18 protein-coding genes are annotated in these 26,733 nt (G+C 49.5%); 4 read left to right on the forward strand and 14 right to left on the reverse strand.

Annotated elements, in window-relative coordinates; translation table 11 throughout:
- Positions 1-444: 444 nt before the first annotated feature.
- The 8 genes from bioA to FJM74_RS03945 form a co-directional block, all read right to left on the reverse strand.
- Positions 445-1,731, reverse strand: coding sequence for an adenosylmethionine--8-amino-7-oxononanoate transaminase (gene bioA / locus FJM74_RS03910; RefSeq protein ID WP_187261262.1), 1,287 nt, complete (start codon positions 1,729-1,731; stop codon positions 445-447).
- A 227-nt stretch (positions 1,732-1,958) separates the two neighbouring features.
- A complete protein-coding gene (gene bioD, locus FJM74_RS03915) occupies positions 1,959-2,573 on the reverse strand; it encodes a dethiobiotin synthase (protein WP_187261263.1) in 615 nt (204 codons plus the stop codon).
- A complete protein-coding gene (locus tag FJM74_RS03920) occupies positions 2,570-3,712 on the reverse strand; it encodes an aminotransferase class I/II-fold pyridoxal phosphate-dependent enzyme (RefSeq protein ID WP_187261264.1) in 1,143 nt (380 codons plus the stop codon). The genes bioD and FJM74_RS03920 overlap by 4 nt, the downstream gene beginning before the upstream one ends.
- Positions 3,713-3,821: 109 nt before the next feature.
- Complete coding sequence (gene bioB / locus FJM74_RS03925) at positions 3,822-4,820, reverse strand: biotin synthase BioB (RefSeq protein ID WP_241738945.1); 999 nt, start codon at positions 4,818-4,820, stop codon at positions 3,822-3,824.
- Between the two features lie 504 nt (positions 4,821-5,324).
- Positions 5,325-7,286 carry a DNA topoisomerase (ATP-hydrolyzing) subunit B gene (gene gyrB / locus FJM74_RS03930; RefSeq protein ID WP_187261265.1) on the reverse strand — a complete coding sequence of 654 codons (1,962 nt, stop codon included), beginning with the start codon at positions 7,284-7,286 and terminating at the stop codon, positions 5,325-5,327.
- A gap of 1,063 nt (positions 7,287-8,349) precedes the next feature.
- On the reverse strand, positions 8,350-9,213 hold the full coding sequence (locus FJM74_RS03935; protein ID WP_187261266.1) for a sulfite exporter TauE/SafE family protein: 864 nt from the start codon (positions 9,211-9,213) through the stop codon (positions 8,350-8,352).
- A complete protein-coding gene (locus tag FJM74_RS03940) occupies positions 9,203-9,940 on the reverse strand; it encodes a DUF2490 domain-containing protein (protein WP_187261267.1) in 738 nt (245 codons plus the stop codon). The genes FJM74_RS03935 and FJM74_RS03940 overlap by 11 nt, the downstream gene beginning before the upstream one ends.
- A 323-nt stretch (positions 9,941-10,263) precedes the next feature.
- A complete protein-coding gene (locus FJM74_RS03945) occupies positions 10,264-10,725 on the reverse strand; it encodes an RrF2 family transcriptional regulator (protein ID WP_187261268.1) in 462 nt (153 codons plus the stop codon).
- Between the two features lie 674 nt (positions 10,726-11,399).
- On the opposite strand from FJM74_RS03945, the gene FJM74_RS03950 reads away from it, so the two are divergent.
- Entirely contained in the window at positions 11,400-14,279 is a 2,880-nt protein-coding gene (locus tag FJM74_RS03950) for a TonB-dependent receptor (protein ID WP_187261269.1), read from the forward strand.
- Between the two features lie 183 nt (positions 14,280-14,462).
- Here FJM74_RS03950 and FJM74_RS03955 read toward each other — a convergent pair whose 3' ends face one another.
- The 3 genes from FJM74_RS03955 to FJM74_RS03965 form a co-directional block, all read right to left on the reverse strand.
- A complete protein-coding gene (locus FJM74_RS03955) occupies positions 14,463-15,296 on the reverse strand; it encodes a DUF481 domain-containing protein (RefSeq protein WP_187261270.1) in 834 nt (277 codons plus the stop codon).
- Between the two features lie 501 nt (positions 15,297-15,797).
- Positions 15,798-16,433, reverse strand: a complete 636-nt coding sequence (locus tag FJM74_RS03960; protein WP_187261271.1) for a peroxiredoxin — start codon at positions 16,431-16,433, stop codon at positions 15,798-15,800.
- A gap of 252 nt (positions 16,434-16,685) precedes the next feature.
- Complete coding sequence (locus FJM74_RS03965; RefSeq protein ID WP_187261272.1) at positions 16,686-18,113, reverse strand: alanine/glycine:cation symporter family protein; 1,428 nt, start codon at positions 18,111-18,113, stop codon at positions 16,686-16,688.
- 370 nt (positions 18,114-18,483) lie between these two features.
- Here FJM74_RS03965 and FJM74_RS03970 point away from each other — a divergent pair, with 370 nt between their 5' ends.
- From FJM74_RS03970 to FJM74_RS03980, 3 genes are all read left to right on the forward strand, one after another.
- Positions 18,484-18,702, forward strand: coding sequence for a hypothetical protein (locus FJM74_RS03970; RefSeq protein WP_187261273.1), 219 nt, complete (start codon positions 18,484-18,486; stop codon positions 18,700-18,702).
- A 227-nt stretch (positions 18,703-18,929) separates the two neighbouring features.
- Complete coding sequence (locus FJM74_RS03975; RefSeq protein ID WP_187261274.1) at positions 18,930-21,203, forward strand: glycosyltransferase family 4 protein; 2,274 nt, start codon at positions 18,930-18,932, stop codon at positions 21,201-21,203.
- 2 nt (positions 21,204-21,205) lie between these two features.
- Positions 21,206-22,213, forward strand: coding sequence for a glycosyltransferase family 4 protein (locus FJM74_RS03980; RefSeq protein WP_187261275.1), 1,008 nt, complete (start codon positions 21,206-21,208; stop codon positions 22,211-22,213).
- On the opposite strand, the gene FJM74_RS03985 is transcribed toward FJM74_RS03980, so the two are convergent.
- The 3 genes from FJM74_RS03985 to FJM74_RS03995 form a co-directional block, all read right to left on the reverse strand.
- Complete coding sequence (locus FJM74_RS03985; RefSeq protein WP_187261276.1) at positions 22,202-23,674, reverse strand: glycoside hydrolase family 130 protein; 1,473 nt, start codon at positions 23,672-23,674, stop codon at positions 22,202-22,204. The two genes, FJM74_RS03980 and FJM74_RS03985, sit on opposite strands and share 12 nt — an antisense overlap.
- A 768-nt stretch (positions 23,675-24,442) precedes the next feature.
- Positions 24,443-25,786, reverse strand: coding sequence for a tyrosine-type recombinase/integrase (locus FJM74_RS03990; RefSeq protein WP_187261277.1), 1,344 nt, complete (start codon positions 25,784-25,786; stop codon positions 24,443-24,445).
- A 368-nt stretch (positions 25,787-26,154) separates the two neighbouring features.
- Entirely contained in the window at positions 26,155-26,733 is a 579-nt protein-coding gene (locus FJM74_RS03995) for a hypothetical protein (protein WP_187261278.1), read from the reverse strand.

The raw sequence follows: 26,733 nt of genomic DNA on the forward strand, positions 1-26,733 counted from the left end.
AGACTAATTGCGGACTCACCCAATGTGCGCTGTCCGGGGGGCTATGCGTGGAATTTAAAATGCAGAAACCAATTGATAGTGATACCAGTCTGCCCTTGCAATTAATGAACGGCGACTTAAATCCCGGAAATCGAATTGGTACTACGATCTGCAACAGGACACAAGACAAAAGACACAAGATTTTTTCATATTCAGAACAAATCATATGTTGAGTTCCGATACGTTCTGTCACTGTCTATAGTCAGAATCCCCCAATCCTCAAATTAAAAATCAACCATTTAGCACGCATCAACCTGCAATTGAAAAATTAGCACATCAGCACGTTAAAGAATTAGCACATTAAATAAATTATTCTAATCAAAAAGCCCCTCCGGAGGCGCTGCTTCCGCTGCTGAATGGATAGTAGCTGTTTTCTGGCAGCGACTAATGGATTCTTTGTGGCCCTTAGCCGCGTTGACTGGAACCAACCAGTAATCGCATACCCTCCATGGTTTTATATACCTGCTCCAGCTGCTCATCGGTAATGCAATAAGGGGGAATGCAGTAGATGATATTGCCCAGTGGCCGCAGGATAAGCCCCTGCCGGAGCGCATAATTGTACAGGAGGTCGCGCAGATTGTTAAAGTAGGAGGTGGTTTCTGCCTCAAACTCAAGGGCCAGTATCGTGCCTTGCTGGCGCACCTCTTTCACATGCGGCAAGTTTTGAATCTGTTTTGCAAACAGGCGGTGCATGTCACCAATACGGGCCATGCGCTGTTGGGTTTGCTCCTGCAACAACAAGTCGAGGCTGGCCAGGCCGGCGGCACAGGCTACCGGGTTGGCCGTGTAGCTGTGGCCATGAAAGAAAGTTTTGGATTTGTCGTCGTGCAGAAAAGCCTTGTATAATTGGTCGCTGCAACTGGTTACGCCAAGGGCCATGGTTCCGCCTGTCAGGCCTTTGGAGAGGCACACCATATCGGGCGTGTGGGAGAGGTAGTGGCTCGCAAAAATTTTGCCGGTGCGGCCAAAGCCCGTCATCACCTCGTCGGCAATGGTCAGGACCTGGTGCTGGCGGCAGAGCGCTACTAACTTATCCAGTATCTCGGGGCTGTACATCACCATGCCGGCCGTGCCCAGCACCAGCGGCTCGTAGATAAAGGCGGCTTTGTCGTTTTGCTGCAACAGGGCCTCCAGTTGCGCCAGGGTTTCCTGCTCATGGCCCGGCACTGGCACATCAATAAAATCGACCTCAAACAGGTAAGCCTGGAAAGGAGCCGTAAAGGTGCTGCGCCCGCTGATAGACATGGCCCCGAACGTGTCGCCGTGGTAGCTGTTGCGGAAGGCGATGATCCTGGTTTTAGGGATGCCATGGTTATGCCAGAACTGTATGGCCATTTTCAGGGCTACCTCTACGGCGGTGGAGCCATTGTCGGAATAAAATATTTTGGTCTGGCCCTTCGGCAGCACCTGCAGCAGCCGCTCCGCCAGTTCCACGGCTGCCGGGTGCGTAAAGCCGGCGAAGATGACGTGCTCCAGCGTCCGCAACTGCTCTGCCACCTTCTGTGCAATGTAGGGGTGCGCGTGCCCGTGCAGGTTCACCCACCACGACGAAACGGCATCGATATACGCCTCGCCAGTCTCAGTAAAAAGCAAAGCGCCTTCACCACGCACAATGGGAATGGGCGGAGCAGCCGTTTTCATTTGTGTGTATGGGTGCCAGATTACCTCTTGGTCGCGGGCGGAAAGGCTCATATCAGTCTGTTAGCTTAAGTTGGAGCGGCATAAAACAAGTTTCATTCTAATGGGTTAAATAGCTGGAGCAATTATTCTAATGAAAAAGGCCCTCAGGAGGCTTCTTGCTGTGCTGCTACCCTTCCCCGATCAGCAGGTTGATTTTGCTGCGAATTGCCTGGTAGTTTAAAGTAGTGGTTATATCAAATAATGGATTTTTCAGGTGCTTGAAATAAAGTTGCAGGCGGCTACAGGTGGCCCTTGAACTGGTTGGCATACTCGGCCACGGTCTCTTTACAGAAATCTGCTTCCTGCCGGATGGAAGGGAGGCGGCGCAGGCCGGTGTACTTCACGATAAAATCCTCGGAAGAGGCATTTTCCTCGCCATTGAAGATTATGCCGGCCACCGGTATTTTGCGGTAGCGGAGCACCTCGGCGGTGAGCAGGGTATGGTTGATGCTGCCCAGGTAGTTGCGCGATACAAGCACGACCTGCAGGCCCAGCTGCTGCACCAGGTCCAGCACCAGGTAACGCTTGTTCAGGGGCACCATCAGGCCGCCGGCCCCCTCCACGACCAGGTTATGGTCGGTGTGCGGAAGCTTTATATTCTGCACGTCTATCTCAATGCCTTCGGCCGTTGCGGCCTTATGTGGCGAGGCGGCCATTTTCAGGCGATAGGCCTCTGGGAAGAAGACGGCCTGCTCATGGGTTACCAGGCTCTTCACCGTGTCAGTGTCCGTAAAATCCAGGCCTCCGGCCTGCACAGGTTTCCAGTAATCTGCCTGGAGGGCTTCGGTAAGAATGGCTGCGGCAACTGTTTTGCCTACGTCCGTTCCGATGCCTGTTACAAAGTAGCGTTTCATGTGTGTCGTTTGATGGCGCTCAGGAGCCCATCAATTTCCTGTTGCGTGTTAAATGTATGGACAATGAGCCGAAGCCGTTCACTTCCTTTGGGAACAGTGGGGCTCATGACCGGGCGAATGTCGAATCCTTCGTTTTGTAAAGCCAAAGCCAGTGGCTTCAGCTGCTGTGCCTCGGGCAAAAAAACAGATAGAATAACACTGTTTTGCGGAGTGCAGCGGATGTTGTTTAGTTTGTTTAGTTCAGTATATAAATATGTTGCCAGTTGGTTAACGCGCTCCCGTTCCCGACGCAGGTCCGGCAGCAACTGGTAGGCACACTTCAGCGCCAGCAGGTTATGGGCAGGCAAAGCCGTGGTATAAATAAACGCGCGACTGAAATTGATCAGAAAGTCGCGCAACACGGCTGGCCCTGCTACCGCTGCTCCGTGGCAACCCATGGCTTTTCCGAAGGTGAGCACCCGTGCAAATACCTGCTGCTCGAGCCCCAGTTCTACGGTAAGTCCCTCTCCCTTAGATCCGTATAAGCCTATGGCGTGCGCTTCGTCTACTATCAGGGCGGCCCGGTGCTCCTGACAAAGCTGCGCCAACTCCTGCAGGGGTGCCTTGTCGCCATCCATCGAGTACACCGACTCTGCCACCACAAATACCTGCCCGGTGGCGAGCCTGAGTTTCTGGCGCAGGTCGTCCACGTTGTTGTGGCGAAATGGGTAAGCTTTGGCAAAGCTCAGGCGGATGCCATCTTTCAGGGAGGCATGGCTGGCCTCGTCGTAAAAAATGGTGTCGCCACGCTGTGGCACCGCCGATAGTAGCCCCATGTTGGCGGCATACCCTGAATTGAAAAGCAAGGCTGCCTCAGCCTTATGGAAGCGGGCAATGTGCGCCTCCAGTTCCTCCATAAAAGGGTGATTACCCGACAAAAGCCTGGAGCCTGTGGCGCCAATGGGCAGGTGCCGGTGTTTCTCTGCTTCCTGCCGGATCAGCTCCTTCAGTTGCTCCGACCTTGCCAGGCCCAGGTAATCGTTAGAGCAGAAGTCGGTGAGGCCGGTGGTGGATTTGAGCTGCCGCAGGTTCCCCTGCGCCTCCCGCTCCGCCAGCTTTTGCTCCAGTTTTTGTAAGACATTATTTAAGACACTAGACATTAGACATTAGATTATAGACTTTTTGAATTGAGGTTGAACCCGTCGCTTTAAATCAGATATCAGGTAATCTTTATCTAAAATCTAGCATCTACAATCTAAAATCTAACCTCTAGCACTTAGCTACAGCTTCTTCCTTAAAAGATTGGCGGGGCTGCAGGCCCAGGAGCTCGAACATGGCTTTGTCGGTGTCGAAATCGGGGTTTGGGGTGGTGAGCAGTTTCTCGCCGCTGAAGATGGAGTTGGCGCCTGCCAGAAAGCAAAGGGCCTGCTCCGTCACGCTCATCTGCTCGCGGCCGGCCGAAAGGCGTACCATGGCCTGCGGCATCAGGATGCGGGCTGTGGCGATCATGCGCACCATTTCCCACACCGATACGCGTGGCTGCTCTGCCAAGGGTGTGCCTTTTACAGGGACCAGTGCATTTACCGGCACCGACTCCGGGTGCTGGGGCAGCGTAGCCAGCGTGTGCAGCATACCAATGCGGTCCTCGTCTGTCTCGCCTAGGCCAATTATGCCGCCGCTGCAAACCGAGATGCCGGCTTCGCGCACATGTTCCAGCGTGTCGAGCCGGTCGTTGTAAGTGCGGGTGGTGATGATCTTGTCGTAATGCTCTTCCGAAGTGTCGAGGTTGTGGTTATAGGCGTAGAGGCCGGCCTCTTTCAGGCGCTGTGCCTGGTATTCGGTGAGCATGCCCAGGGTGCAGCACACTTCCAGGCCCAGCTCGTTCACGCCTTTCACCATCTCCAGTACGTTGTCGAAGTCGCGGTTGTCGCGGACCTCGCGCCAGGCTGCGCCCATGCAGAAGCGGGTGGAGCCGCCTTCTTTGGCACGTTGCGCTGAGGTTAGCACCTGCTCTTTGCTGAGCAGCTTGTGCACTTCCACATCGGTATGGTAGCGGGCAGCCTGCGGACAATAAGAGCAGTCTTCCGGACAACCACCGGTTTTTACCGATAACAGCGTGCAGACTTGTACCTCGCCAGTGGCCTGGTATTGTTTGTGCACAGTGGCAGCTTCAACGATCAGCTCCAGTACGGGCCTGTAATAAATGGCCTTTATCTCTTCCAGACTCCAGTTGTTGCGGATGTCTGTTTTTTGTCCGTTTTGCATCATGGTATGCGGGTTTATTATGCGAAGGTAATTCGTAGAATCAACAATAAAAATTAGTTTTGCCACTTGCTAAAGTGGATAATTAGCTAATATACTAAAATAGTGGAGCTTGACGGTGGAAAAGTCCTTTTGTTAATTTGTTTGTAAGTGAAGAACACCAGAAGATGTGGCTAACCAATCGTGGGGCTTGGGCAAAATTATTTGAATGAAAATGACCCTCCGGAGGCGTTTAAAGATGCTAGATACAAGATGTTAGATAGTAGCCTTTATTTTAAGCTAAAGCTTATGCGGTAACTGGTGCTTTTCTGTTCATCTTCAAATCAAAAATTAGCACATCAGCACATTAAATCATCAGCATATTAACCAGCCAGATTATTCTAATGAAAATGGCCCTCCGGAGGTTTAATCCGTCGTTCTTGAAATGGGTTACAAAGCTGCACGAGGATCTGTAAAACAAAAAGAGCCAGCTGGTGGGCTGGCTCTTCTGCAAAATGATAATCTGAAAAATTAAACGTCTATGCGGGCGTATTTGGCGTTGCGCTCAATAAAGTCGCGGCGTGGACCTACCTCGTCGCCCATCAGCATGGAGAACAGGTGGTCTGCCTCTGCGGCTGAGTCGATAGATACCCGCTTCAGGCTGCGGGTGTCGGGGTCCATGGTGGTGTTCCAGAGCTGTTCCGGGTTCATCTCGCCAAGACCTTTGTAGCGCTGCACGTTCACGGTGTCTTCCCGTCCTTTTCCTACTTCTCTGATGGCGTCGATCCGGTCCTGCTCGCTCCAGCAGTAGCGCTCTTCCTTGCCTTTTTTAACCAGGTACAGCGGCGGCAGGGCGATGTAGATATAACCGTTCTCGATCAGCTCTTTCATGTAGCGGAAGAAGAAGGTCAGGATCAGGGTCCGGATGTGAGAGCCGTCCACGTCCGCATCCGTCATGATGATGATCTTGTGGTAGCGCAGCTTCTGCATGTTCAGGGCCTTGTCGCCTTCCGGCGTGCCGAAGCTCACGCCAAGGGCCGTGATCATGTTCTTGATCTCTTCGTTTTCGTAAATGCGATGCTCCTGGGCCTTTTCCACGTTCAGGATCTTACCCCGCAGCGGCAGGATGGCCTGGAACTTGCGGTTGCGGCCCTGCTTGGCAGATCCGCCCGCCGAGTCGCCTTCCACCAGGTAGAGCTCGCAGTTCTCGGGGTTGTTGTCGGAGCAGTCGGCAAGCTTGCCGGGCAGGCTGGTGCCGGAGAGCACGTTTTTGCGCTGCACCATTTCGCGGGCCTTGCGGGCGGCAAAACGGGCCTGTGCTGCTAGAATAACTTTCTGCACGATAATGCGGGCCTCTTTCGGGTGCTCCTCCAGGTACTCGTTCAGCATTTCGCCTACGGCAGTATCCACGGCGCCAGACACTTCGGAGTTGCCCAGTTTGGTCTTGGTCTGCCCTTCAAACTGTGGCTCCTGTACTTTTACCGAGATAACTGCAGTTAATCCTTCGCGGAAGTCATCGCCGGCAATGTCGATCTTTACCTTGTCGAGCATGCCCGATTTCTCGGCATAGCTTTTCAGGGTTCGTGTAAGCCCCCTTCTGAAACCGGCTACGTGCGTGCCGCCCTCTATGGTGTTGATGTTGTTCACGTACGAGAAGATGTTCTCGGTGTAGGAGGTGTTATACTGCAGCGAAATTTCCACGGGCACACCGTTTTTCTCGCTCTCTACGTGTATCGGCTCCGGAATCAGGTTCTCGCGGGTCTCGTCGAGGTAGGCCACAAATTCCTTCAGCCCGCCCTGCGACAGGAAAGAGTCGGAATACAGGGGCTGGCCGTTTTCGTCGAGTTCGCGCAGGTCCTGCAGGTTTATCCGGATGCCCTTGTTCAGGAACGAGAGCTCGCGCATGCGGCTCTGGATCGTGTCGTATTTAAATTCGGTGGTGGTGAAGATCGAGTCGTCGGGCTTAAACTGCACTGTGGTGCCGGTCCTGTCTGTTGTGCCGATTTCGCGCACCGGGTACTGCGGCGCCCCAATGTTGAAGTGCTGCTCAAAAATCTTCCCGTTGCGGTGAACCGTTACGTGCAGGTCGGTAGAGAGCGCATTTACGCAGGAAACCCCCACGCCGTGCAGGCCGCCGGAAACTTTATAGGTGTCTTTATCGAATTTGCCACCGGCGTGCAGCACTGTCATTACCACCTCCAGGGCCGAGCGGCCTTCTTTCTGGTGGAAATCGGTCGGGATGCCGCGGCCATTGTCAGAAACGGTTACGGAGTTATCCGGATTGATGGTGACCGAAATCTCGTCGCAGTGGCCGGCCATGGCTTCGTCGATCGAGTTGTCAACTACCTCCCACACCAGGTGGTGCAGGCCTTTAATGCCTATATCGCCAATGTACATGGCAGGTCGCTTCCGGACTGCTTCGAGTCCTTCCAGCACCTGAATACTATCTGCTGAATAATTATTTGCTAGTTGTTTTTCTTCCACTTCACTCATGTGTGTAAAAAGATACATTAATAGGTAAAATTACCACTTTTATTTCGTTTTAACTATACTCTTTCGGCTTATAACCGCTGTTTTATGCAAGTACTTCAGGCAGGATTTTATTTAGGAACAGCCCAGCCTGTGTATAGCCGGCGACTTGACTTTCCGGAACCATACATGGCATCACCTTGAGAAAAACGATACTCGTATCACGATACCGATATTATACTGGTTGTATAAAAGGTGAAACAAATTCCGAATAGCTGAGTCGCTGAAATATAGCATAATTGCACCACCAATAGTGCCTGTTTTTCAGGTTGGGAGGAGGGGCAGACAAGCGCCTGCGCTTAGCGGCAATGGCCGGAATGGGTGTGGTAACAGGAGGCGACATGCCTACCTGGCAACTCCTTTCCAAAATGATCATCTGAGGCTGGAGCCTGTGCCGCGTGTGCTGCCGGAAGGTGGCCGTTGTGGCTGAGGGTGAAGTCTTTCAAAGCCAGAAAGTGCCTCCTGCTGCACCAGCCTTCTTTTTAACTGCTGATGGCGGCATCGCCTGACGGGCGGGTAACTGCCAGGAGAGTTGTAAGGGTCAGGTTCCTGGGTTAATGGGGAAGCAGCAGAACCTCTGGAGGGGCCTTTTCATTGGAATAATTGGTTCATGTGCTGATGGTTTAATGTGCTGCTGTGCTAATTTTTTAATTGGGGAATTATTCAATTTGGATATTTGAAGATGAGAAGATTTGGAGATGAATGACCTGAGCTGGCATCTCACAGATCCCGGCCTTGGCATGAGGCACCTTTCCCAGCCGTGAGCGCTAAGCCTACTGCTAATAACACAAGACAGCATGAAGGCAACGAAAAAAGCAGCAGCTAAGACAGTTGGAACCAACATGTGTCAGCATATTCATCCCCAGGACGTGATAGGTATCTGAGCAATTAGCACATTAAACCATTAGCACATCAGCACATGAACCAGCCAAATTATTCCAATGAAAAGGCCCCTCCAGAGGCTCCGCTGCTACTGCTTTTAACCGGGCAGCCTTAGTTAGGCGAACCTGATGATGCCTGGGCTTGCTTAAAACAGGCTTTTATAAATCGTGAAGCCTGATATGGCTATCACCAGGATGCCGACCATCCGCATCAGGGCTTTTGGCTTCACCTTTTTGGCCATCATGGCACCCAGGGGGGCGGCCACCACACCGCCTGTAATCAGCCCCAGAATAATTTGCCAGCTGTCTATCCCAACGAAGAACAGAAACACGCCCGTGCTAAAAAATGCGACAAAGAACTCAGCCGTGTTTACAGTCCCCACTGTTTCGTTGGGGGTGCGGCCCTGAAAAATAAGGTTTGAGGTAACAATAGGACCCCAGCCACCGCCCCCAATGGCATCGCAGAAACCACCGGTCAGGCCTAACAGCGACACCTGCTTTACCTCCTCTTTCGGCTTCAGCGTTTTATAGCTTTTGATCAGCAGCAGCACGCCCATCAGCAGCAGGTAGCCGGATATGTAGGGTTTCACAGCGCCTCCGTCTAAAATGTCGGAGATGAGCCAGGCCCCAAGAACAGCTCCGATCACACCCGGAATAACGATTTTAAGGAAGAGCTTCTTATTTACATTCTTCATAAAAAGGTGCGAGAGGCCAGAAACCCCTGTGGTAAAGACTTCTGCCGTGTGCACGCTGGCGGAGGCAACGGCAGGCGAAACCCCAAAATAAAGCAGGAGGGAGGAGCAGCTCACGCCATAGGCCATCCCGAGGGCACCGTCTATAATCTGTGCCAGGAAGCCGGCGGCCACAAACAGGAAAAAGCTGTTGTCGAAGGGCATACTGAAATCGCCATCGCTGTAGACAAGTACTTTTATGGCTAAAAAGAGCACCAGGGCTATTTTCAGCCCGATGATTAACTGGCCGATGTGTCTGAGAGTAAACTTATTTGTCATCCTTTTTTAAGGTTACTTTATGGTAAATACTTACGCGTGCTATGTCTCTGCTGAAAAAATCGGTGCCTGTTGCCCGTTGCTGAAACCAGTGCAGGTAGCCAGCCTCCAGCGCCCACGCTGGCGATACCCCCCACTTCAAGCCGGCATACATTCTGTTCTGGTCGAAAACATGCTTCCCGGTGGTTCTGCCAAATTGAACCATTACTTCGTCGTAGAGCACAAGCCCCAGGTTCTGAACTTCATTTTTAACAAGCGGTATATCGGCCTGCAGCCTGTACCGGAACCGGAAGCTGAAGTTGTAGCCGGGCTGTAGCTCCTGTTCCTTCACCTTCCGGATAAAGCGTTCTTCGACCATGTACCGGTGGTACAGGCTTACCTTCCACACCGACTGCTTCAGCGTGATATCCTGCTGTGTCCGCAGCTCAGGTATGGCCAGCTTGCTTTCCGACTTCGGGTCTTGCGGATGCTGTAAGGCATAGGTAACGCCAGCTCCCGCCTGCAGCTGCTCATGTATGTTGTAGCGCCCCTGTGTCCGCATCACCAGGTGATGCTCTTTCAGGGGGCCGAAAAAAATCCGATTGTCGATCTCCGACTGCAGCAGCCATTTCGGGCTGATCATGAGCTGGTTCTGGTAGCGAAACCAGAGCAGATCCTGTTGCAGCACATTTTTAGGTGTCTGCGCCTGGGCCAGCATGGGCATGAGGATTAAAAAAAGGATGTACCGCATCTGGCTGAGTCTGCAAATTCTACGCAATCTATATTAAATCTAGTAATTTAGTAGACATATAAACGAATTTTTTTTTCGCACATGACTTTGTTCAGGCTAAAGTGCCTCATAATCAGGGTGAAAATTAGATGTTTAGCGCCAAAAAAGAACAGGAATATACAGCACAATCAGCCGTTTTTAAGATTGGTGAAGCGATTAAAATGCCACCTACTACCAGAGCAGGGGTGGACTGCAGGTATTGTAGGGTGAATGCATAAAGTAAGGATAGTGGAAAGCAGTTTCGGTAAACCAATCATTGCAAAGAAGCAGGAACGCTTCCGGCCTCATATCTGGAAATCTATCGGCTGATCAGACTCTTCCTGCAGGATGGCCTTCAACGCTTCAAGGTCGCTCAGAAAAGTAGTGTCTAATATGGCGGCAGTGGCATCGCGCACTTTCTTCATGACAATCCGGATTTCACATGTCGCTTCATCCATGCATTCGTCGCATTTTCGGTAGTACTGGTGGCTTACGCAGGGGATGGGAGCCAGGGGGCCATCGATCATCCGGATAATGTTGCCCACTGAAATCTCGGCCGGGTCTTTTGCCAGGGAGTAGCCGCCCTTTTTACCCCTTACGCTGTGCAGGATGCCATTGGTTTTCAGGTCAACTAAAATCGCTTCCAGGAATTTGCGCGGAATCCGTTCCTTTTCGGCAATATCAGAGATAATCACTAAGCCCGCGTTTTGTTGCCTGGTAAGGTAAAGTAATGCTTTGAGCGCATATTTTGCTTTTTTTGAAAGCATGAAGGGCTGTTTTTTTTTTGTTAAATGCAAAGTTACATAAATCAGGGGGATTCTGAAAATGTATAGTTTTAACATCTGTACCGCTGCAATTCATGGATACAGCCATGGTTCTTTGATAGTTGGGAGGAGCAGGAGTTACTGCCCATCGAGCACAAGTAGGCAGGTTTTCAAAACTTCTTTAAAAGTAGAGTAATCACACGATCTGCCAGTTTTTGATTCTAAGTACAAAGCCTTATACATATCAAAGTTCTTTTATTTAAACTAATCTCAGAACGGAGTGCATACTATGAGTTACGGTTCCGAAATGCCGTCGATATAAATTGGTACTATACCAAAAGTGAATCGGTGGTATTATTTCTTTTAAAGTGTGTTAGAACAAAAATGTAATATTTCTAATTTTTAAAGGCGCAACCTCTGTTCTGCGTGACTACTGACGATTAAAATTCAAAAAATAAATGGCGCAAAAAATTTGGAGCATTAAAATAAAACATTTCTATTTGTCTATTATTTCTGTAGACATTATATAGTTAAACCCGAAATTATGAAAACTAAGGTCACACCAATTTCTGATTACAAGATGAAGGTATATGGTTCTGTCAAAAATGGTTGTTGTAGCAGTCCTACACAGCATGCTGCTTTTTCATTTTTCAAAACAACATTTAAGCACATAAAACATGAAACTCAATTATATACTACTATTCATATCACTATTCTTACTGTTTAACACAGCTGTAGCCCAGGAAACCAATCTTGTGGAAGTAGCTGGCATCGTCACAGAAAAAGATAACAGGCTGCCTCTTCCGGGGGTAAACGTTACCATAAAAGGCACCATTACAGGAACAGTTACCGACAGAAACGGGGCTTTCGAACTACGGTCCAGGCTTAAATTTCCATTTACCATTGTTTTTAGCTCGGTCGGCTTTCAGCCTCAGGAGTATGAGGTGGCCAAGCCCGGGGTGAAGCTGAACATCAGCATGAGTACGCAAACAGTGCTGGGAAGCGAAGTGGTTGTAACAGCCTCGCGAGTGCAGGAGAGTATTCTGAAATCGCCGGTGGCTATCGAAAAACTCGATATCAGAGCCATTAAGGAGTCGCCGGCTCCGTCTTTTTTCGACGCGCTTGAGAATGTGAAGGGCGTGCAGATGACGACCTCAAGCATTACCTTTAAAGTACCTAACACACGCGGCTTCAATATTCCGAATAACTTCCGGTTCATGCAGTTGGTAGATGGCGTGGATATGCAGGCCGGAACGCTGGGGGTGCCGTTAGGCAACACGATAGGGCCGAACGAGCTGGATGTGGAGAGCGTAGAGGTTATGCCCGGCGCTGCTTCAGCGCTTTACGGCATGAACGCCATTAACGGCATGGCAAACATGATTACTAAAAGCCCTTTTCTGCACCAGGGGCTGAGCCTTTACCAGCGTACCGGGGTAAACCACGTAGATGGCCTGGACCACAAACCGAGTGTTTTAACAGAAACTGCCATCAGGTTTGCCCGTGCCTATAATAATAAGTGGGCCTTTAAAGTGAATGCCAGCTACATGCGCGGAACCGACTGGCGTGCCAACACCACCACCGATCAGAATCCCAATAGCCTGAACACCGCCAACCCGCGCTACTCTGAGCTTTCAGGAGAGAACAACCCCGCTTATGATGCCTGGAACAAGTATGGCGATGAAAACAACAATGCTGTTACAATTAGTGGCATCAACTACAATGGCGCCGAGAACCAATCGTTCCTGGTGAGAAGGACCGGCTACTGGGAACGTGATATTGTAAGCCCTACCGTAGACAACGCCAAGTTTGACGCTGCTTTGCATTACCGGCTTACGGAAAATGCCGAGCTTTCTTACGGCTATCGGGTTGGTAAGATGGATGGCGTGTTCCAGCGCGGCAACAAAATACAGCTCGACAATGTAGTGATGCAGAATCATCGGCTGGAACTGAAAGGACCAAACTACACCCTGCGCTCCTACCTGGCCCTCGAAAATACAGGTGATTCTTACAATGTGAAACCGATGGTAGACAATCTGGAGATTACCAGTGGCGGAACCAATGCAGCGTGGAGTGCCAGGTTTAAAACGGCCCTGCAGGAACAGTTAAATGCCGGTGCTGCCCTGCCCAGTGCCATGCAACAGGCACGTGAGGCTGCTGATGCAGGTCGTGTAGTGCCGGGTACGCCTGCATTTGAAGAATTGAAGCGCACCATCCGTGGTATCAACAACTGGGACCACGGCAAAATTATTCCAGGTGCACCCGCTACCGGCGGTGCATTCCTTTCGCAGCGCAGCCGCATTTACCATACCGAAGGCCAATACGATTTTTCAGACAGGCTTAAGTTTGCTGACCTGCTGGTTGGAGCAGACCTGCGCGTATATGAGGTGATCCCGGATGGAAACAACTTTGTGGACTTTTCGAGGCCGATAGCGGAGCGGACACAGCCCGGTGGCGACAATGTGTATTATGCTAAAGTAGGAGGTTTCGCACAATTAACCAGGTTGCTGCTACACGACAAGCTTAAACTTACCGGCTCACTGCGCCTCGACTATAACCCGGAGTTTGATCCGAAGCTGAACCCCAGAATAGCGGCTGTGTACACCCTGGCCGAACACCATAACTTCAGGGTTTCCTTCCAGAACGGCTTCCGGTTCCCGTCGTTGTTCGAGGCGCTCTCTTATGTAAACAATGGGAATGTGCGCCGGGTAGGGGGGCTCGGGTTTATTAATGAAGGCCTGGGCTACCTCAACAATTCCTATACGCTCGCATCGGTAAACACCTTTAATGCGGCCGTTAACCAGGATGTCTCGGCTGGACTGAGTTCCAGTGAAGCTGCCCTGAAAAACCGTGCACTGCTCGAGGTTACCCACCTTTCGGCCACGCGTCCGGAACGGATCAACTCGTTTGAGATTGGATACAAAAGCGTCCTTTTCGACAACAGCCTGATAATTGATATCGATGCGTATACGAACGAGTACGATGGCTTTCTGGGGCAGGTAGAGGTGTCGGTGCCGCAAAACAACCAGGTTCAGGTTGGTACTGATGAGGCGGTATCGGCCATGCTGGCCGCCAACCGAAATTCTCAGCAAACCCGCTACAGGGTATACACCAATGCCCGGAATAAATACAATAACTATGGTTCCTCAATGGGTATTACCTACAACTTTTACCAAAAATTCACCATTTCCGGAAACGTTAATTATAACAACATTCGCACGAACAAGGAGCGTGACGTTTTCGTGACAGCCTTTAATACCCCCAACTGGTTTACGAACCTTTCAGTTGGGAACCGCGAGGTGGTAGAAAACCTTGGTTTTAATATTGTGTGGAGATGGCAGGATGCCTTTTTGTGGGAGAGTCCGCTTGCTAATGGCGTAGTGCCCGCCTACCACACCATAGATGCTCAGGTTACCTATAGGCTGCCAGTACTAAAAACAACCATAAAAGCAGGTGGCACCAACATTTTTAACCAGCGCTACATCCAGTATGCGGCAGGACCAACCATAGGCGGCCTGTATTATGTGGCTGTTACAGTAGATGGATTGTTGAGAAAGTAACTCATAAAACCGCCTGAATGCTTAAAAAAAGTGCCTGAAGGGCATGGTCAGATTTTTTGGGATCAGGTGCAATAATAAAATCAGGAAGGCCATTTTCGTTCAAATTATTTGAATGAAAATGGCCCTCCTTTGATTTTTCCGCTGCTGTCGACCCGCCTGGTGTAGGAGAAGGGGGCGAATCCTTTAGCGTTTGTTCCCTACCGAAAAGCCAAAAGTAACGCGGGTGTCGTTCTTTTTGCGGCCGGGTTCCACAATGCTCTCGTAGGTGTTCTCGAAGTTGCTCCGGATCGTTACCCACCTGTTCAGGGGCAGCTCCACCGAAATGATGGTGTTCCAGCGCAAATTCGAAAAGTCGCCGAGCGAGGGCAGAAAGAAGGTGGTGTGCGATAGCCGCACTCTTTTGTTCTGGAAGGAGTGCCTGCCCCGGAGCCTGGCAGAATTCCGCTGCGTTACGATGGTGGGCCGCTCCCTGAAGTTAGTGGATTCGTGGATGAGGGCGTTGGTGAAGGTAAGGTCGTGACGGTCGTTCTTCAGGAGCCGGAAGCCGACGCCGGCCCCCGCCAGCTGCCGCAGGTCGATGCGGCGCAGGTTGCTCTGCTCCAGGGTGGCCATGGCAAACCCGTACACTTTGTTTTGTTTAAGCACTTCCACGTTCAGGTCGGTATACAACTCACGCTCTGCCAGCATTTTGTTTTGCCTGCCATAGGCAAAGCGCGGGTTGGTGGCGATGAAGACAGCTGGTCCTCCAAAAACAGCTTCGGTTCGCAGCACCATCAGGCTTCGGTCCACGTTGCCCCAGCTAAAATTGCCGTCGCCTATAAACCGGTAGCTTATCGTGTCGATCGGCACGAAACGGGGAGCATCCGGGTCAGCGGGTGGGGGCGACAACAAGGTGTCCTGTGGCGGGAGGGGAAGTGGCAGGATGACTGGGGGTTGCGCAAAAGCCGGAAAATGTACAGAAAAGGCCACCAGCAGCACAGGCAGCACCAGGAGTAGATGGGAAACGGTTCTTCTCATTACCCGAAGGTCGGGCAAAATATGTCGATTTGCAAAGAAAGTTGGCTGATGTGGTTTGCCTGAATTGCTACAGGGGGCTCCCGATTCAGAAGTAAGGCGGCATCCGGAATCTTTTCTAGATTATAGGAGCTAATGTTAGTTGCTGGATTTTTTATTTAAATCTCACTATAGGGCACCTATCCAGAAATTTGCAGGATGAAAGGATGAGCAGGATTTCATCACAGCTTTAGATAAGAGCTTACCGCCCACGAGATCCTTCACAGGATAATAAAAAATAGACCATTTTCCAACCCTTTAACTATATAACAACTAAGCCATTTAACGATCAACAACCAAATTATTCCAATCAAAAATGCCCTCTGGAGCTCACTTCTGCTATGCCTGGCAGGCGACGAATAATAGGGAGGTGTACTTTTCTTTTAATGCAAACTGAACAAGGTCATTATGCCAGAAAAAAGCAGCTGGCATAATGACCTTATAATAATGACTTCAGGCCTGGCCTTACAGGTTTGGTTGCGGAGTGGTGCGCAGGTAAGGTTTTACTTCTTTGTGCCCCTTCGGGAATTTTGCCGGAATATCTTCGTTTCGGATGGCTGGTGCAATCACAACATCTTCGCCGTGCTGCCAGTTGGCCGGGGTGGCAACGCTGTAGTTGGCCGTAAGCTGGAGCGAGTCGATAACCCGGAGCAGCTCGTTAAAGTTGCGGCCCGTGGAGGCGGGGTATGTAATGGTGAGTTTTATCTTTTTGTCAGGCCCGATCACATACACCGAACGCACCGTCAGCTTATCGTTGGCATTTGGGTGGATCATGCCGTAGAGCTGCGCCACCTGCTGGTCAGGATCTGCAATAATGGGGAAATTTACTTCGGTGTTCTGTGTTTCGTTTATGTCCTTTATCCATTCATGATGAGAGTCGAGCGGGTCTACGCTCAGGGCCACCACCTTTACATCGCGTTTCTCGAATTCGCTTTTCAGCTTAGCCGTTGCACCCAGCTCGGTGGTACAAACCGGTGTGAAATCGGCAGGGTGGGAAAATATAATGCCCCAGGAGCCGCCCAGCCACTCATGGAAGTCAATGGTACCCATCGTAGTCTCCGCCGTGAAGTCAGGGGCTACATCTCCTAATTGTAATGTCATGGTTTCAGTGTTTAGGTTGTAAGCTAAAGATACAGCTAGTGTTTAAAATTTCCCTTATCGGAGAGGATTTTTTTGAAGGAGGTCCCCGTCCTTATCAAACCGGAAATCTGACTACTGCTGCCAACTCTGAATTTACAATTTTGGCAAAAGCCCCAGACAGGAATTATTCTAATGAAAATGCCCCTGCGGAGGCTCTGCTGCTGCTGCCGCTAGCAGGACCTTCAGGAGATGGGAGCACGGGCTGCGTCGGCGCTAGCCGGCAAAAGCTTTTTGCTCCTTTTCTTTGGGTACATGCCAGCCCTCTATATCCTTGATTTGCAGTTTCTCAGGATCGAAAGCCGGGTCGTGGCCGGCTTTTAATTGGGCAGAGTAATCTTGGAGCGCCCGCATTACCGGTTTGTGGAGCAGCAGGATGGCCACCATATTTAACCAGGCCATAATGCCCACACCTATATCGCCCAGCAGCCAGGCAGTGGCGGCCGTTTTAATGGAGCCGTAAAAGGTGGCCACCAGTATAACGGCTCTGAGCAACCAAAGCATACTCTTATTTGTTTTGGCGCTCAGGTAACTCAGGTTGGTTTCGGCAATGTAGTAGTAGGCCATAAGGGTGGTAAAGGCAAACAGCAGCAGCGAAACGGCCACAAATCCTCCGCCAAGCGACGGAAAGTACGTGTTAACCGCCTGCTGCGTAAAAGCCGGGCCAATTTCTACGCCCGGAAGATTTTCTACGATATAGCCTCCTTCCGGACTCGATACATTGTATTGCCCCGTAAACAGGATCATGAAGGCTGTAGCCGTGCAAACAAGCAGGGTATCAACATACACCGAGAATGCCTGCACCAGCCCTTGCTTGACCGGGTGGCTAACTTCAGCTGCGGCTGCGGCATGCGGTGCTGTTCCCTGGCCTGCCTCGTTAGAGTAAATCCCCCTTTTCACCCCCCAGGAAATCGCCATACCAAACACACCGGCAAAAGCAGGCTCCAGGTTAAAAGCAGACCGAACGATCAGGCTGATCACAGCAGGCACTTCTGTTATGTTAAGGGCAATGATAACTATTGTCATCAGGAGATAAGCGCCAGCCATAAAGGGTACGGCTAACTCTGCTACTCTCCCAATGCGGCGTACGCCACCGAAGATAATCAGCGCCAGCAGCAAGGTTACTGCGCCACCTGTTGCGGCCACTGGTATGTTAAAGGCAGCGTGCATGCTGGTGGCTATGCTGTTGCTCTGCACGCCCGGCAAAAAGCAAGCCATGCTGATAATGGTGGCAACGGCAAAAACCACGGCATACCATTTTACACCCAGGCCCTTTTCTATGTAATAAGCAGGGCCGCCCCGGTATTGCCCGTCCTTTACCTGTTTGTACATCTGGCCCAGGGTAGCCTCTATAAAAGCGGAGGCGCTCCCCAGAAAAGCGATCACCCACATCCAGAACACGGCGCCCGGCCCACCCATGGCAATGGCGGTTGCCACACCGGCTATGGCTATCGAGAAAGCCTGAAAAGGACTCACGCCTTTGTCGGACGACCAGCCGTTAAAAAGAAGACGTAGCATTTCCGGCAGGAAGCGAACCTGCAGGAAGCGGGTTTTAACAGAAAAGTAGATGCCTGCTCCCAGGCAGAGCACAATAAGGGCATTACTCCAGACAATGTCGTTAATTGCGTTGAGGGCATTTCCCATGTAGTAGTTTTTGGGCGGACAAAGAAGCAGTTTACGGAATCGAAGCCTGTTTTTACAGCATTCGCATCCTATAAAGTAAAACAAAAATTTTGAAAAGCAAAGCGAAATATTCAGGATAAAATTGTCTCCTTACGAATGCTTGTTGCTCGTTTGCTGCCCATAAGGTCTGTTTTTGAGGTACAACAGGGGGGGGACCGGCTCAATCCTTACCGCATATAAGTTGAGGCAGAGCAAACTCAGAATTTTAAATTCAGTATGGGGTGCAAAGCCAATGAGGCTACACGAATAAGGCTTGGCGGTTAACAAAAAGAGTAAAGGAATGGTAAAAGGTCCTTAATAGTCAGGTAATACAGCCTTGTTACATTTGGGTATGATACAAGTTATAATAATATCCGGGTGTGTAATTACCTTCCTTGTGATGGTAGGCGTGTGGGTCTGGTTGATCTTTTATGATAAGCAGGAAAAGCCGGCCGGGAAACCGGTCAGCTGGTATACCAGGCAGGGGGAGGAGATCCAGTGGAAGATCTTCGCAAATGAGAATTATGGTGAAGAGGAGATAGGAGAGGAGCGTGGTAAAAAGGTGATGTAGCTTGTTGGGGTCAGGCGTAACGGCGCTAAAGGCTATGGGCTTAATTCCGGCAGGAAGCTGTAGCTTTAAGAAAGCCGCAAGTGAATAAGTGACATAGTTTAGGTATGGCCCCGATAAGTGAACCTATTTCGGGAGAGCACACGTTATAGTTTTGTACTGTGCTTATTTCTGTTTGTATACAGACTTTTCAGATAAGGCAGTATTTCCTCCTTTTCCCTTCCTGTATTATGCGTATTGCTTCTATCTCCACCTATTTACCGCGGGAATGCGGCATTGCAACTTTTAACGACAATGTGGAACGGGCCATTCAGGCCAATTTTCCCAACCAGACATCTCTGGAAAAAGGGTTCGGAATTGCCATCAACGACTCCGACGAGCTGCATACTTACGATTACCCCAAACACATAAAGTTCGTTATCCGGCAGAACCGCCAGAAAGATTATATCGAAGCCGCCACGCTCCTCAATACCAGCGATGTGCAGGCGGTGGTGCTGGAGCATGAGTTCGGCATATATGGAGGGGAGAGCGGCATTTATATATTGCCCTTGCTACACCGGCTGGAAAAGCCTTTGTTCACTGTGCTGCACACAGTGCTGCAGGAGCCATCTCACACCCAGAAACTTATAATCCAGGAAATTGCAGCACGATCGGCCAAAGTAATCGTGATGAGCCGCCGGGGCATCGAGTTCCTGACTACTATCTACGGCATTTCTCCGGAAAGAATTCAGTATATAGAACATGGCGTGCCGGACCTGGAAGCACCTGCGGTGAACCCGCTGAAAAAGGTGTCTGCCTTCCGGAACCACCGGGTGCTGCTGACCTTCGGGCTTCTAAGCCGGAACAAAGGACTAGAGACGGTGATTCAGGCCTTGCCCAAGATTGTGGAACGTCACCCCGATGTGATGTACGTTATCCTGGGCAAAACACATCCGGGCATCCTGCGCAATTCCGGGGAAGAATACCGCGATTACCTGAAACGCTTGGCCGTGCGGCTGAATGTGGAGAAGCATTTAACGTTCATCAATCAGTTCGTGTCAGAAGAAGAGCTGATGAACTATCTGTCAGCAGCCCATATCTACGTGACGCCTTATCTCAACGAAGCCCAGATTACCAGCGGCACGCTATCCTATGCCGTAGGTGCCGGGGCAGCAGTGGTTTCTACTCCTTACTGGCACGCCCTGGAACTGCTGGAAAATAACCGCGGACGGCTGTTTAATTTTAAGGACGCCTCCATGCTGGCCGATACGGTGATTGATCTGCTCGATAATCCGAAAGCGACAGAAAGCCTGAAGCGTAATGCCTATGCATACGGCCTGCACTTACGCTGGCCGAAAATTGGGGCTGATTATATTCAGACGATAAGAAAAGTGCTGGATGAGGAAGTATTTGTAGAGAAAGAGCTGCTTCAGATTGTGGACCCGGAAAGGATTCCGGAGTTTAGCCTTACCCATGCCTGCCGCCTGACAGATGATACCGGTATTGTGCAACATGCCAAGTACGGCATCCCAAACCTGAAGGAAGGCTATTGCCTGGACGACAACGCCAGGGCTTTGATCATGGCGCTCATGGCCTACCAGCGCAATAAAAGCCAGGAAGCACTGGAGTTGCTGCCCATCTACCTTAGCTTTATTCATTATATGCAGTGCGATGACGGTAACTTCCGTAATTTCCTGAGTTTCAGGCGCGAATACCTGGATGAAGTGGGCTCAGATGATTCTTTTGGCCGCACGGTGTGGTCGCTGGGCTACCTGATCAGCGCTGCCCCCAATAATTCCTACAGAGAGTTCGCCGGCGAATTGTTTTTCCGTTCTGTTCCGCATTTCAGGCAGCTGCATCATTTAAGGGGCATAGCCAACACCATCATCGGGGTGAGTTACTACCTGAAAGCACATCCTGATAATGACCAGCTGCTACAGGAGCTTGCGGGCCTGACCACTCCTTTAATGGAAGCTTATGCACGGCAGCGCGGCAACGACTGGCATTGGTTTGAAGAAAAGCTGACCTACGATAATGCCATTCTGCCGCTGGCATTGCTCCACTCCTGCGAGATAACGGGTGATGAGAGCGTGAAGAAGGTGGCCATGGAATCCATGGCTTTCCTCGATAGCTTAACAATGGAAAAAGGGTTTCTCAGCCCGATCGGCAACCAGGGGTGGCATCAGCGTGGCGGGGAGGTGCCTGTTTTTGACCAGCAGGCCATCGAAACGATGGCCATGGTGCTGCTGTACCTGCAGGCCTACCAAAGTACCCATGAGTCCCTCTATGTAGAAAAGATGTTTATCAGCTACCAGTGGTTTTTAGGTGAAAATATTCTGCGCGTTCCTTTGTATGACCATGAAACGAAAGGTTGTTGCGACGGCCTGCAGGAAACCGGGCTTAACCGGAACCAGGGAGCGGAAAGTACCCTGGCTTATCTGATCTCCCATCTGGCTGTACTGAAGGCTTTGGAACTCGAATACGAGTACGACCTTGCCGGGCAGGTACTGGAGCCAGCCCTTTAAGCATGAAGGTAGCTGTATTAGCACCTGTGGCGTGGTGTACTCCGCCGCGCCACTATGGCCCCTGGGAACAAATGGCCTCTAATGTGGCAGAGGGGCTGGTCCGTTTGGGAGCCAACGTCACCCTGTTTGCCACAGCGGATGCTGTTACGGAAGGAAAGCTGGATGCTGTGGTAGCCCAAGGCTATGAAGAAGACCGCACGCAGGATGCCAAAGTAGTCGAATGCCTGCACATCAGCAACCTGATGGAAAAGGCTTCTGATTTTGATATCATCCACAACCATTTCGATTTTTTGCCGCTTACCTACTCCCGGCTTGTTCAGACACCGATGCTGACGACGATCCATGGGTTTTCATCTGCTAAAATTTTACCGGTTTACCAGAAGTACAACGCCACCTCCCACTACGTCTCCATCAGCAACTCCGACCGCAGCCCGGCACTGGCTTATATAGCCACAGTTTATAACGGCATACGGGAAGCAGACTTTGCGTTTACAGAGGAGCCAGCGGATTACCTCCTGTTCTTTGGCCGCATTCATCCACATAAAGGCACTTCCGAAGCTATTCAGATTGCCCTGCAAAGCAAGAAGCGGCTGCTCATTGCCGGCATTATACAGGATCAGGGGTACTTTGACGAAAAGGTAAAGCCATACCTGAGCGATCAGGTGGAGTTCCTGGGTGCCGCCGGGCCTGAAAGCAGGAACCAACTCCTGGGCAAGGCTATAGCGCTGCTGCACCCCATCCTGTTCGACGAGCCATTTGGGTTAAGTGTGGCGGAGGCTATGCTCTGCGGCACACCGGTTATTGCCTTCAACAGGGGATCTATGCCCGAACTGATACGGCATGAGGCAACGGGGTTTTTAGTACACGATATAAGCGAAGCAGTGGCGGCCGTGCAGCAAATAAGCTACATCAGCCGCCAGCAATGCCACACCTGGAGTTTTTCACAGTTCTCGCAGCAAAAAATGGCCGCTGATTACCTGCACCTTTACCAGCAAATTCTACACAGCTGAGGCCGGGCTGCGCAGTTTATCAAGCAATGCATTTAGATCTACTGTGGCAAAGGAAGAGCAATAGTCTGAGAGCCCATAAGGAATAACAAGCTTGCCGTTGTGGACAATCTGCCCGCAGGAGTAAAGCACGTTTGGCACATAGCCTTCTCTTTCATCCTTGTTCGGAATAAGCAGTGGCTCGGCCAGGTGGCTTATTTCGATAGTAGGATCATCCAGCTGCAACAGGCTGGCTCCTATGCAATAGCGGCGCATGGGACCAACACCGTGTGTAAGCAGCAGCCAGCCGTGCTCTGTTTCTATAGGCGAGCCGCAATTGCCGGTCTGCACAAATTCCCAGGAGTACTTCGGGCTCTGAATCCTAACCGGGTTTTCCCACCTGTTAATATTGTCTGAATACATAATGTAGTTGTTCCAGCCGTCGTTGCGGGAAGCCATGGCAAATTTGCCGTTGATTTTCCGGGGGAAGAGCGCAAAATTCTTGTTCTGAACACCCATTCCATAGAGCGGCATGATCTTGAAATCATAAAAATCTTTTGTCTTCATCATTTTAGGAACAATTACTTCCCCATCGTAAGCGGTATAGGTGGCGAAATAGGAGATGCTGCCGTCATCCTCGGTGAAGCGCACAAAGCGGGCATCTTCAATGCCTTTGCGCTCAAACTCGGAGATGGGGAAGATCACACGGTCAGAGATGTCCGTATCCAGAGAAAAAGAAATTTTATAATAGGAATCGGCCAGCCACAATACTTTGTCATATTCCGGTTTAGACTCCTCATCCGGCTCTTCCTGCTTTAAATTAGTAATAAGCGTTTTGAGCCGGTTAAAATCGAAATGCTCTTCTAACCTGTCTGCAACGTTAGCTAATACCTTTGGCCGTATCTGCCCACTAAAGCCGTTTGCGAAAAATATGCTTTTTTCATAAGCAGCACTGTGTATGATCTCTGCTTCGTCCACATGGTTGCCTACCGGATCCACGGTAATATTGCAATCCTTGTCCAGCAGGGCTCTGCGAAAGACAATTGATGAAATATGGCCTTCGCCTACTGCCCTGAAGCTGATGATCACCTTTTTCTGTCCTTCTTCCAGCTCGCGCTGGTCTGGGTCCTCTACGATAGAGGGATTGAAAAAAGCGGCTGATTCAATTGAATACTCGTGCGTGAAAAAGGACCCTATCAGTAACCTGCGGAAGGCCGGCAGCTGCTCATAGTCCATACTCAGGTCAGAGAATATACTCTTTAAGCGGCTGCAATGCCGGTATAGTACTTTCGTGATGTTCCGGTGGCGTTTAGAATACTCCTGCAGAATAGGGGATATGGTATCGAAAACTTCTCCGTCATTCATTTCCATCACACGCTGGATGACTTGCCGGGCCCGTTCTTCGCTGTTAAAGAAATAGCGGGCGATGACCCGTTTGGGGTCCGGGTATACTTTAACATTTTTTCTCTCAATGGTAAGTCTCATATAAGTAAAGGAAATGGGTTTAATGATAAAATGAGGTGACTTTGATTTTACTTTGATGCAAGCAGTGCGATAGCTTACTCATCATAAGCAGCTTTTTGGCGCTTATAGTAAGGACAAACAAAAAAGGTCCGGACTTCCGCCCAAACCTCCATTCTCATAGCTGTATTCTGCTGCAGTATTTATTAATGTGGTTAATCAATGCCGGTTTTATCTGTCGCTCCGGCTGCGCTATATTATTTTTAGTTGCGGTTCCTGTTTTCTCTTTTATCGGGTTAAAGCAACTCTGTGCGCTGGCATAAATTACTGCAGGCCTGTAGACGACTATAATCGCATCTACATAACGCTGTTACCGGCAAATTTTTTTATATAAGGCTCTGGCAAAGCATTCATGGAGCAGCAGAGGAGCCCTATAATTTGCGCAAAGAGCATTTTTATTCAAGGATGCTCCTTAAGCATACGTGGAGCGCAGAGGATTGAATGGATATATCTCATTTAAAAAAATGAAGGGGTAATGGAGCTTGCCTGAATTCATGGGCTGATCGGAGAGACTGTATGCCATTTGGATGCACATAAAAAAAGCACTTACAAGTTTTACCTTATAAGTGCTTCATTTTCAAGTGATCCCGTTTGGATTATTTAATTGCTAATGTATGGTAACTGGTACACAACAAAAGTGCCTTTAAAGCCTTTAAAGGTACTTTTTTAATTTTTCAGAGTGTACCTACTGGAGCCTGTAGTAAGTAAAATGGTGCCCAGTTTGGTGCCCATTTAAAGCCCTGTCTTGTGCCCAATCTTGGCCGATTGCCTCCTGAAAGCCAGCACCAGTTCGTCTGTATCAGTTCCTACATAAGCATTAAATGCAGACTCCGTTTTATGGCCGGTGGCTTGCATAATCAGCCTAGTCTCCACTCCTTGGTATATTTTTAAAGTTACAAAAGTTTTCCGACCTATTTTGGTGGTAAGATTCATCCGGCTGATGCTGGCCAACTTTTGTATGTGCTTCAAATGGCGGTTTATCACCGGGTCCGGCACCTGAGGCAGGCAGGTTTCCTGAAGTCCCAGGTAACGCTCTAAAATCTCGTTAGGTCTGAATACAGAGTCGTCATAAAGGGGGATGTAGCATTTGTTAAGCGTTTTGGTAGCTTCTATCACAATTAAGTCCCCTTTAATGTCTCCAGGCTTTAGCTTCATCATGTCTGATACTCGGAGGCCTGTGTAGCACATCATCAGGAAGATATCGCGCACTATCTCTAACTCTCGGGCATAGGCTGCTACCTTTGGCGAATCGAGTTGGTGCGCTTTCGGGAAGTTTTTGAAAATATAATCCCGAACCTGCTCCGAACCAAAGTCTATTTTATAAATGGCCTGCACTTCCCTGGTTGATAGGGAATCTACACCGACATAAACGGAGGTGACTTTATAGCTACGGTACTTTCTGTTAATATTAAGATCCTCCTCCAGTTCCTCTTCACACCACTTCAGAAAGCTCTTGAGTTTCTTTACATGCTTCCCGAAGTTATTTGGCTTTTGCTTTAGCTTCTCCAGCATATACTTCTGGAATGACTGGTAAAAGGCTTTATCTATACTTTCGAATGTAATAGGCTTTCCGAGGTGCTCCTCAAACTTCTCGAAACGGGTAATGGTGGAGAAGTTACCTTTTATGGTGCCAGGAGAGGTTTTCTTTCCTGATAGATCCTGAATCTTATCTTTCAGATGATCATTCCAGGCATAAAATAATTTAAAGAAATGGCTCCTGTTTTTTTCTTCAGGTTCCTGATCAGGGGCATTATTCACCTCTTCTGGCTCCGGCTCAACCTTGGTTCGGTTCTCAAATTCAGCTTTCAATTTTGCCGGAGTTAAAAGTTCTTCGCGCCTTTCAAATTCCTGGAATATATCATGCAGAATTTGTTCCCACCTATTCAGCTTAGAATTTATGCGGTGAGAGTAGGGGGCTTTGCCTTTCATCTTCTGAGCTTCTTCATCCCAGTGATCAGGATGGCAGCGCTCGCCGGTAGAAATGTAAAGTTGCTTCCCAAAAGTAACTTTTAGGCGGATAGGAGCATAGCCATTCTTTGTAAGCCTGTCTTTTCGTAGGTAGCGGTTTACTTCCATATCCAAGAATTTTGTGGGCTTTGAGTTAACTTCTTTTCAATAACCTCCAGCGTATGTTTGGTCTCTTGTTGGATTAAGCTTAGGCGGTCTAGCTTGTGCGTGAGTTCCAGGAGCTGGCTCTTACACTGGCTGCAATTAATAGTGACTGTCTGCACGTTTTCCTCCACCTGGCTTGCATGTAGGTGAATGTTGATGTTCTCATACTTCATGGTATAGGGATGTAAAGGTTAAATAAAACCCCTTATACCTATCATAGATATGAATTATTCTAATGATTTTGTCCTTCCAGCACCTGCCTATTTCTGCCCCCTCAGCAGCTCAATGTTTATAGTCTGATTCGCCACTATCAAACTTTAAAATAGCGAATCTTAATTACTCAAAACCTCACGCATTTTCTTTCTTATGGTTTTAAGTGTTCGGCTCATTAACTTGGATGCATTACTAATAGCAACATCAAGGTGAAGAACAGATTCTTCTTTGTAAGTTGAACCTGTATTTACAAATCCACGATAAGTTATTCGTACTTCTTCTAATACATCAACAACAGAGTATACAGATTTGGAAAAACTCTCATCAAAGTAGATAGCATTATCCTCAAAATAGCTTTTTATCTCAGTTTGAAGTCTGATAATATCAGAGATTTTTTCGCTTGCATTGTTCTGAAATTTACCTTTGAGTTGTAGAATATTTGCAGCCTGAACAAAGTCACCTAATTTACCATTTTCTAAAAAGTTGACATTTAACCAAAGCTTATGAAGTAATTCAAGCTCCCTGTTTGCTTTACTTAATCTTGAGTATAAATAAATTAATACCTTAGCCTGTTCAGAATAAAAAGCAGCAAACTTTACATGCTTTCTATTACCGTAAGATTTTAGAAGCTCGATCAAGGAACCGCCAGCAATGGCAATGGCACCACCAAGTATTGCGGCTAATAACTTTTCATCCAC

Origin of the sequence: Pontibacter beigongshangensis, assembly GCF_014332515.1 — a bacterium.
In the GTDB taxonomy this organism is placed as follows: domain Bacteria; phylum Bacteroidota; class Bacteroidia; order Cytophagales; family Hymenobacteraceae; genus Pontibacter; species Pontibacter beigongshangensis.

Coding starts and splice junctions, on each gene's coding strand:
- FJM74_RS03970 (WP_187261273.1), top strand. CDS start 18,484: ATGATACAAGTTATAATAATATCCGGGTGTGTAATTACCTTCCTTGTG.
- FJM74_RS03955 (WP_187261270.1), bottom strand. CDS start 15,296: ATGAGAAGAACCGTTTCCCATCTACTCCTGGTGCTGCCTGTGCTGCTG.
- FJM74_RS03975 (WP_187261274.1), top strand. CDS start 18,930: ATGCGTATTGCTTCTATCTCCACCTATTTACCGCGGGAATGCGGCATT.
- bioD (WP_187261263.1), bottom strand. CDS start 2,573: ATGAAACGCTACTTTGTAACAGGCATCGGAACGGACGTAGGCAAAACA.
- FJM74_RS03985 (WP_187261276.1), bottom strand. CDS start 23,674: ATGAGACTTACCATTGAGAGAAAAAATGTTAAAGTATACCCGGACCCC.
- gyrB (WP_187261265.1), bottom strand. CDS start 7,286: ATGAGTGAAGTGGAAGAAAAACAACTAGCAAATAATTATTCAGCAGAT.
- FJM74_RS03940 (WP_187261267.1), bottom strand. CDS start 9,940: ATGCGGTACATCCTTTTTTTAATCCTCATGCCCATGCTGGCCCAGGCG.
- FJM74_RS03945 (WP_187261268.1), bottom strand. CDS start 10,725: ATGCTTTCAAAAAAAGCAAAATATGCGCTCAAAGCATTACTTTACCTT.
- FJM74_RS03935 (WP_187261266.1), bottom strand. CDS start 9,213: ATGACAAATAAGTTTACTCTCAGACACATCGGCCAGTTAATCATCGGG.
- bioB (WP_241738945.1), bottom strand. CDS start 4,820: ATGATGCAAAACGGACAAAAAACAGACATCCGCAACAACTGGAGTCTG.
- FJM74_RS03960 (WP_187261271.1), bottom strand. CDS start 16,433: ATGACATTACAATTAGGAGATGTAGCCCCTGACTTCACGGCGGAGACT.
- FJM74_RS03920 (WP_187261264.1), bottom strand. CDS start 3,712: ATGTCTAGTGTCTTAAATAATGTCTTACAAAAACTGGAGCAAAAGCTG.
- FJM74_RS03990 (WP_187261277.1), bottom strand. CDS start 25,786: ATGGAAGTAAACCGCTACCTACGAAAAGACAGGCTTACAAAGAATGGC.
- FJM74_RS03950 (WP_187261269.1), top strand. CDS start 11,400: ATGAAACTCAATTATATACTACTATTCATATCACTATTCTTACTGTTT.
- bioA (WP_187261262.1), bottom strand. CDS start 1,731: ATGAGCCTTTCCGCCCGCGACCAAGAGGTAATCTGGCACCCATACACA.
- FJM74_RS03980 (WP_187261275.1), top strand. CDS start 21,206: ATGAAGGTAGCTGTATTAGCACCTGTGGCGTGGTGTACTCCGCCGCGC.
- FJM74_RS03965 (WP_187261272.1), bottom strand. CDS start 18,113: ATGGGAAATGCCCTCAACGCAATTAACGACATTGTCTGGAGTAATGCC.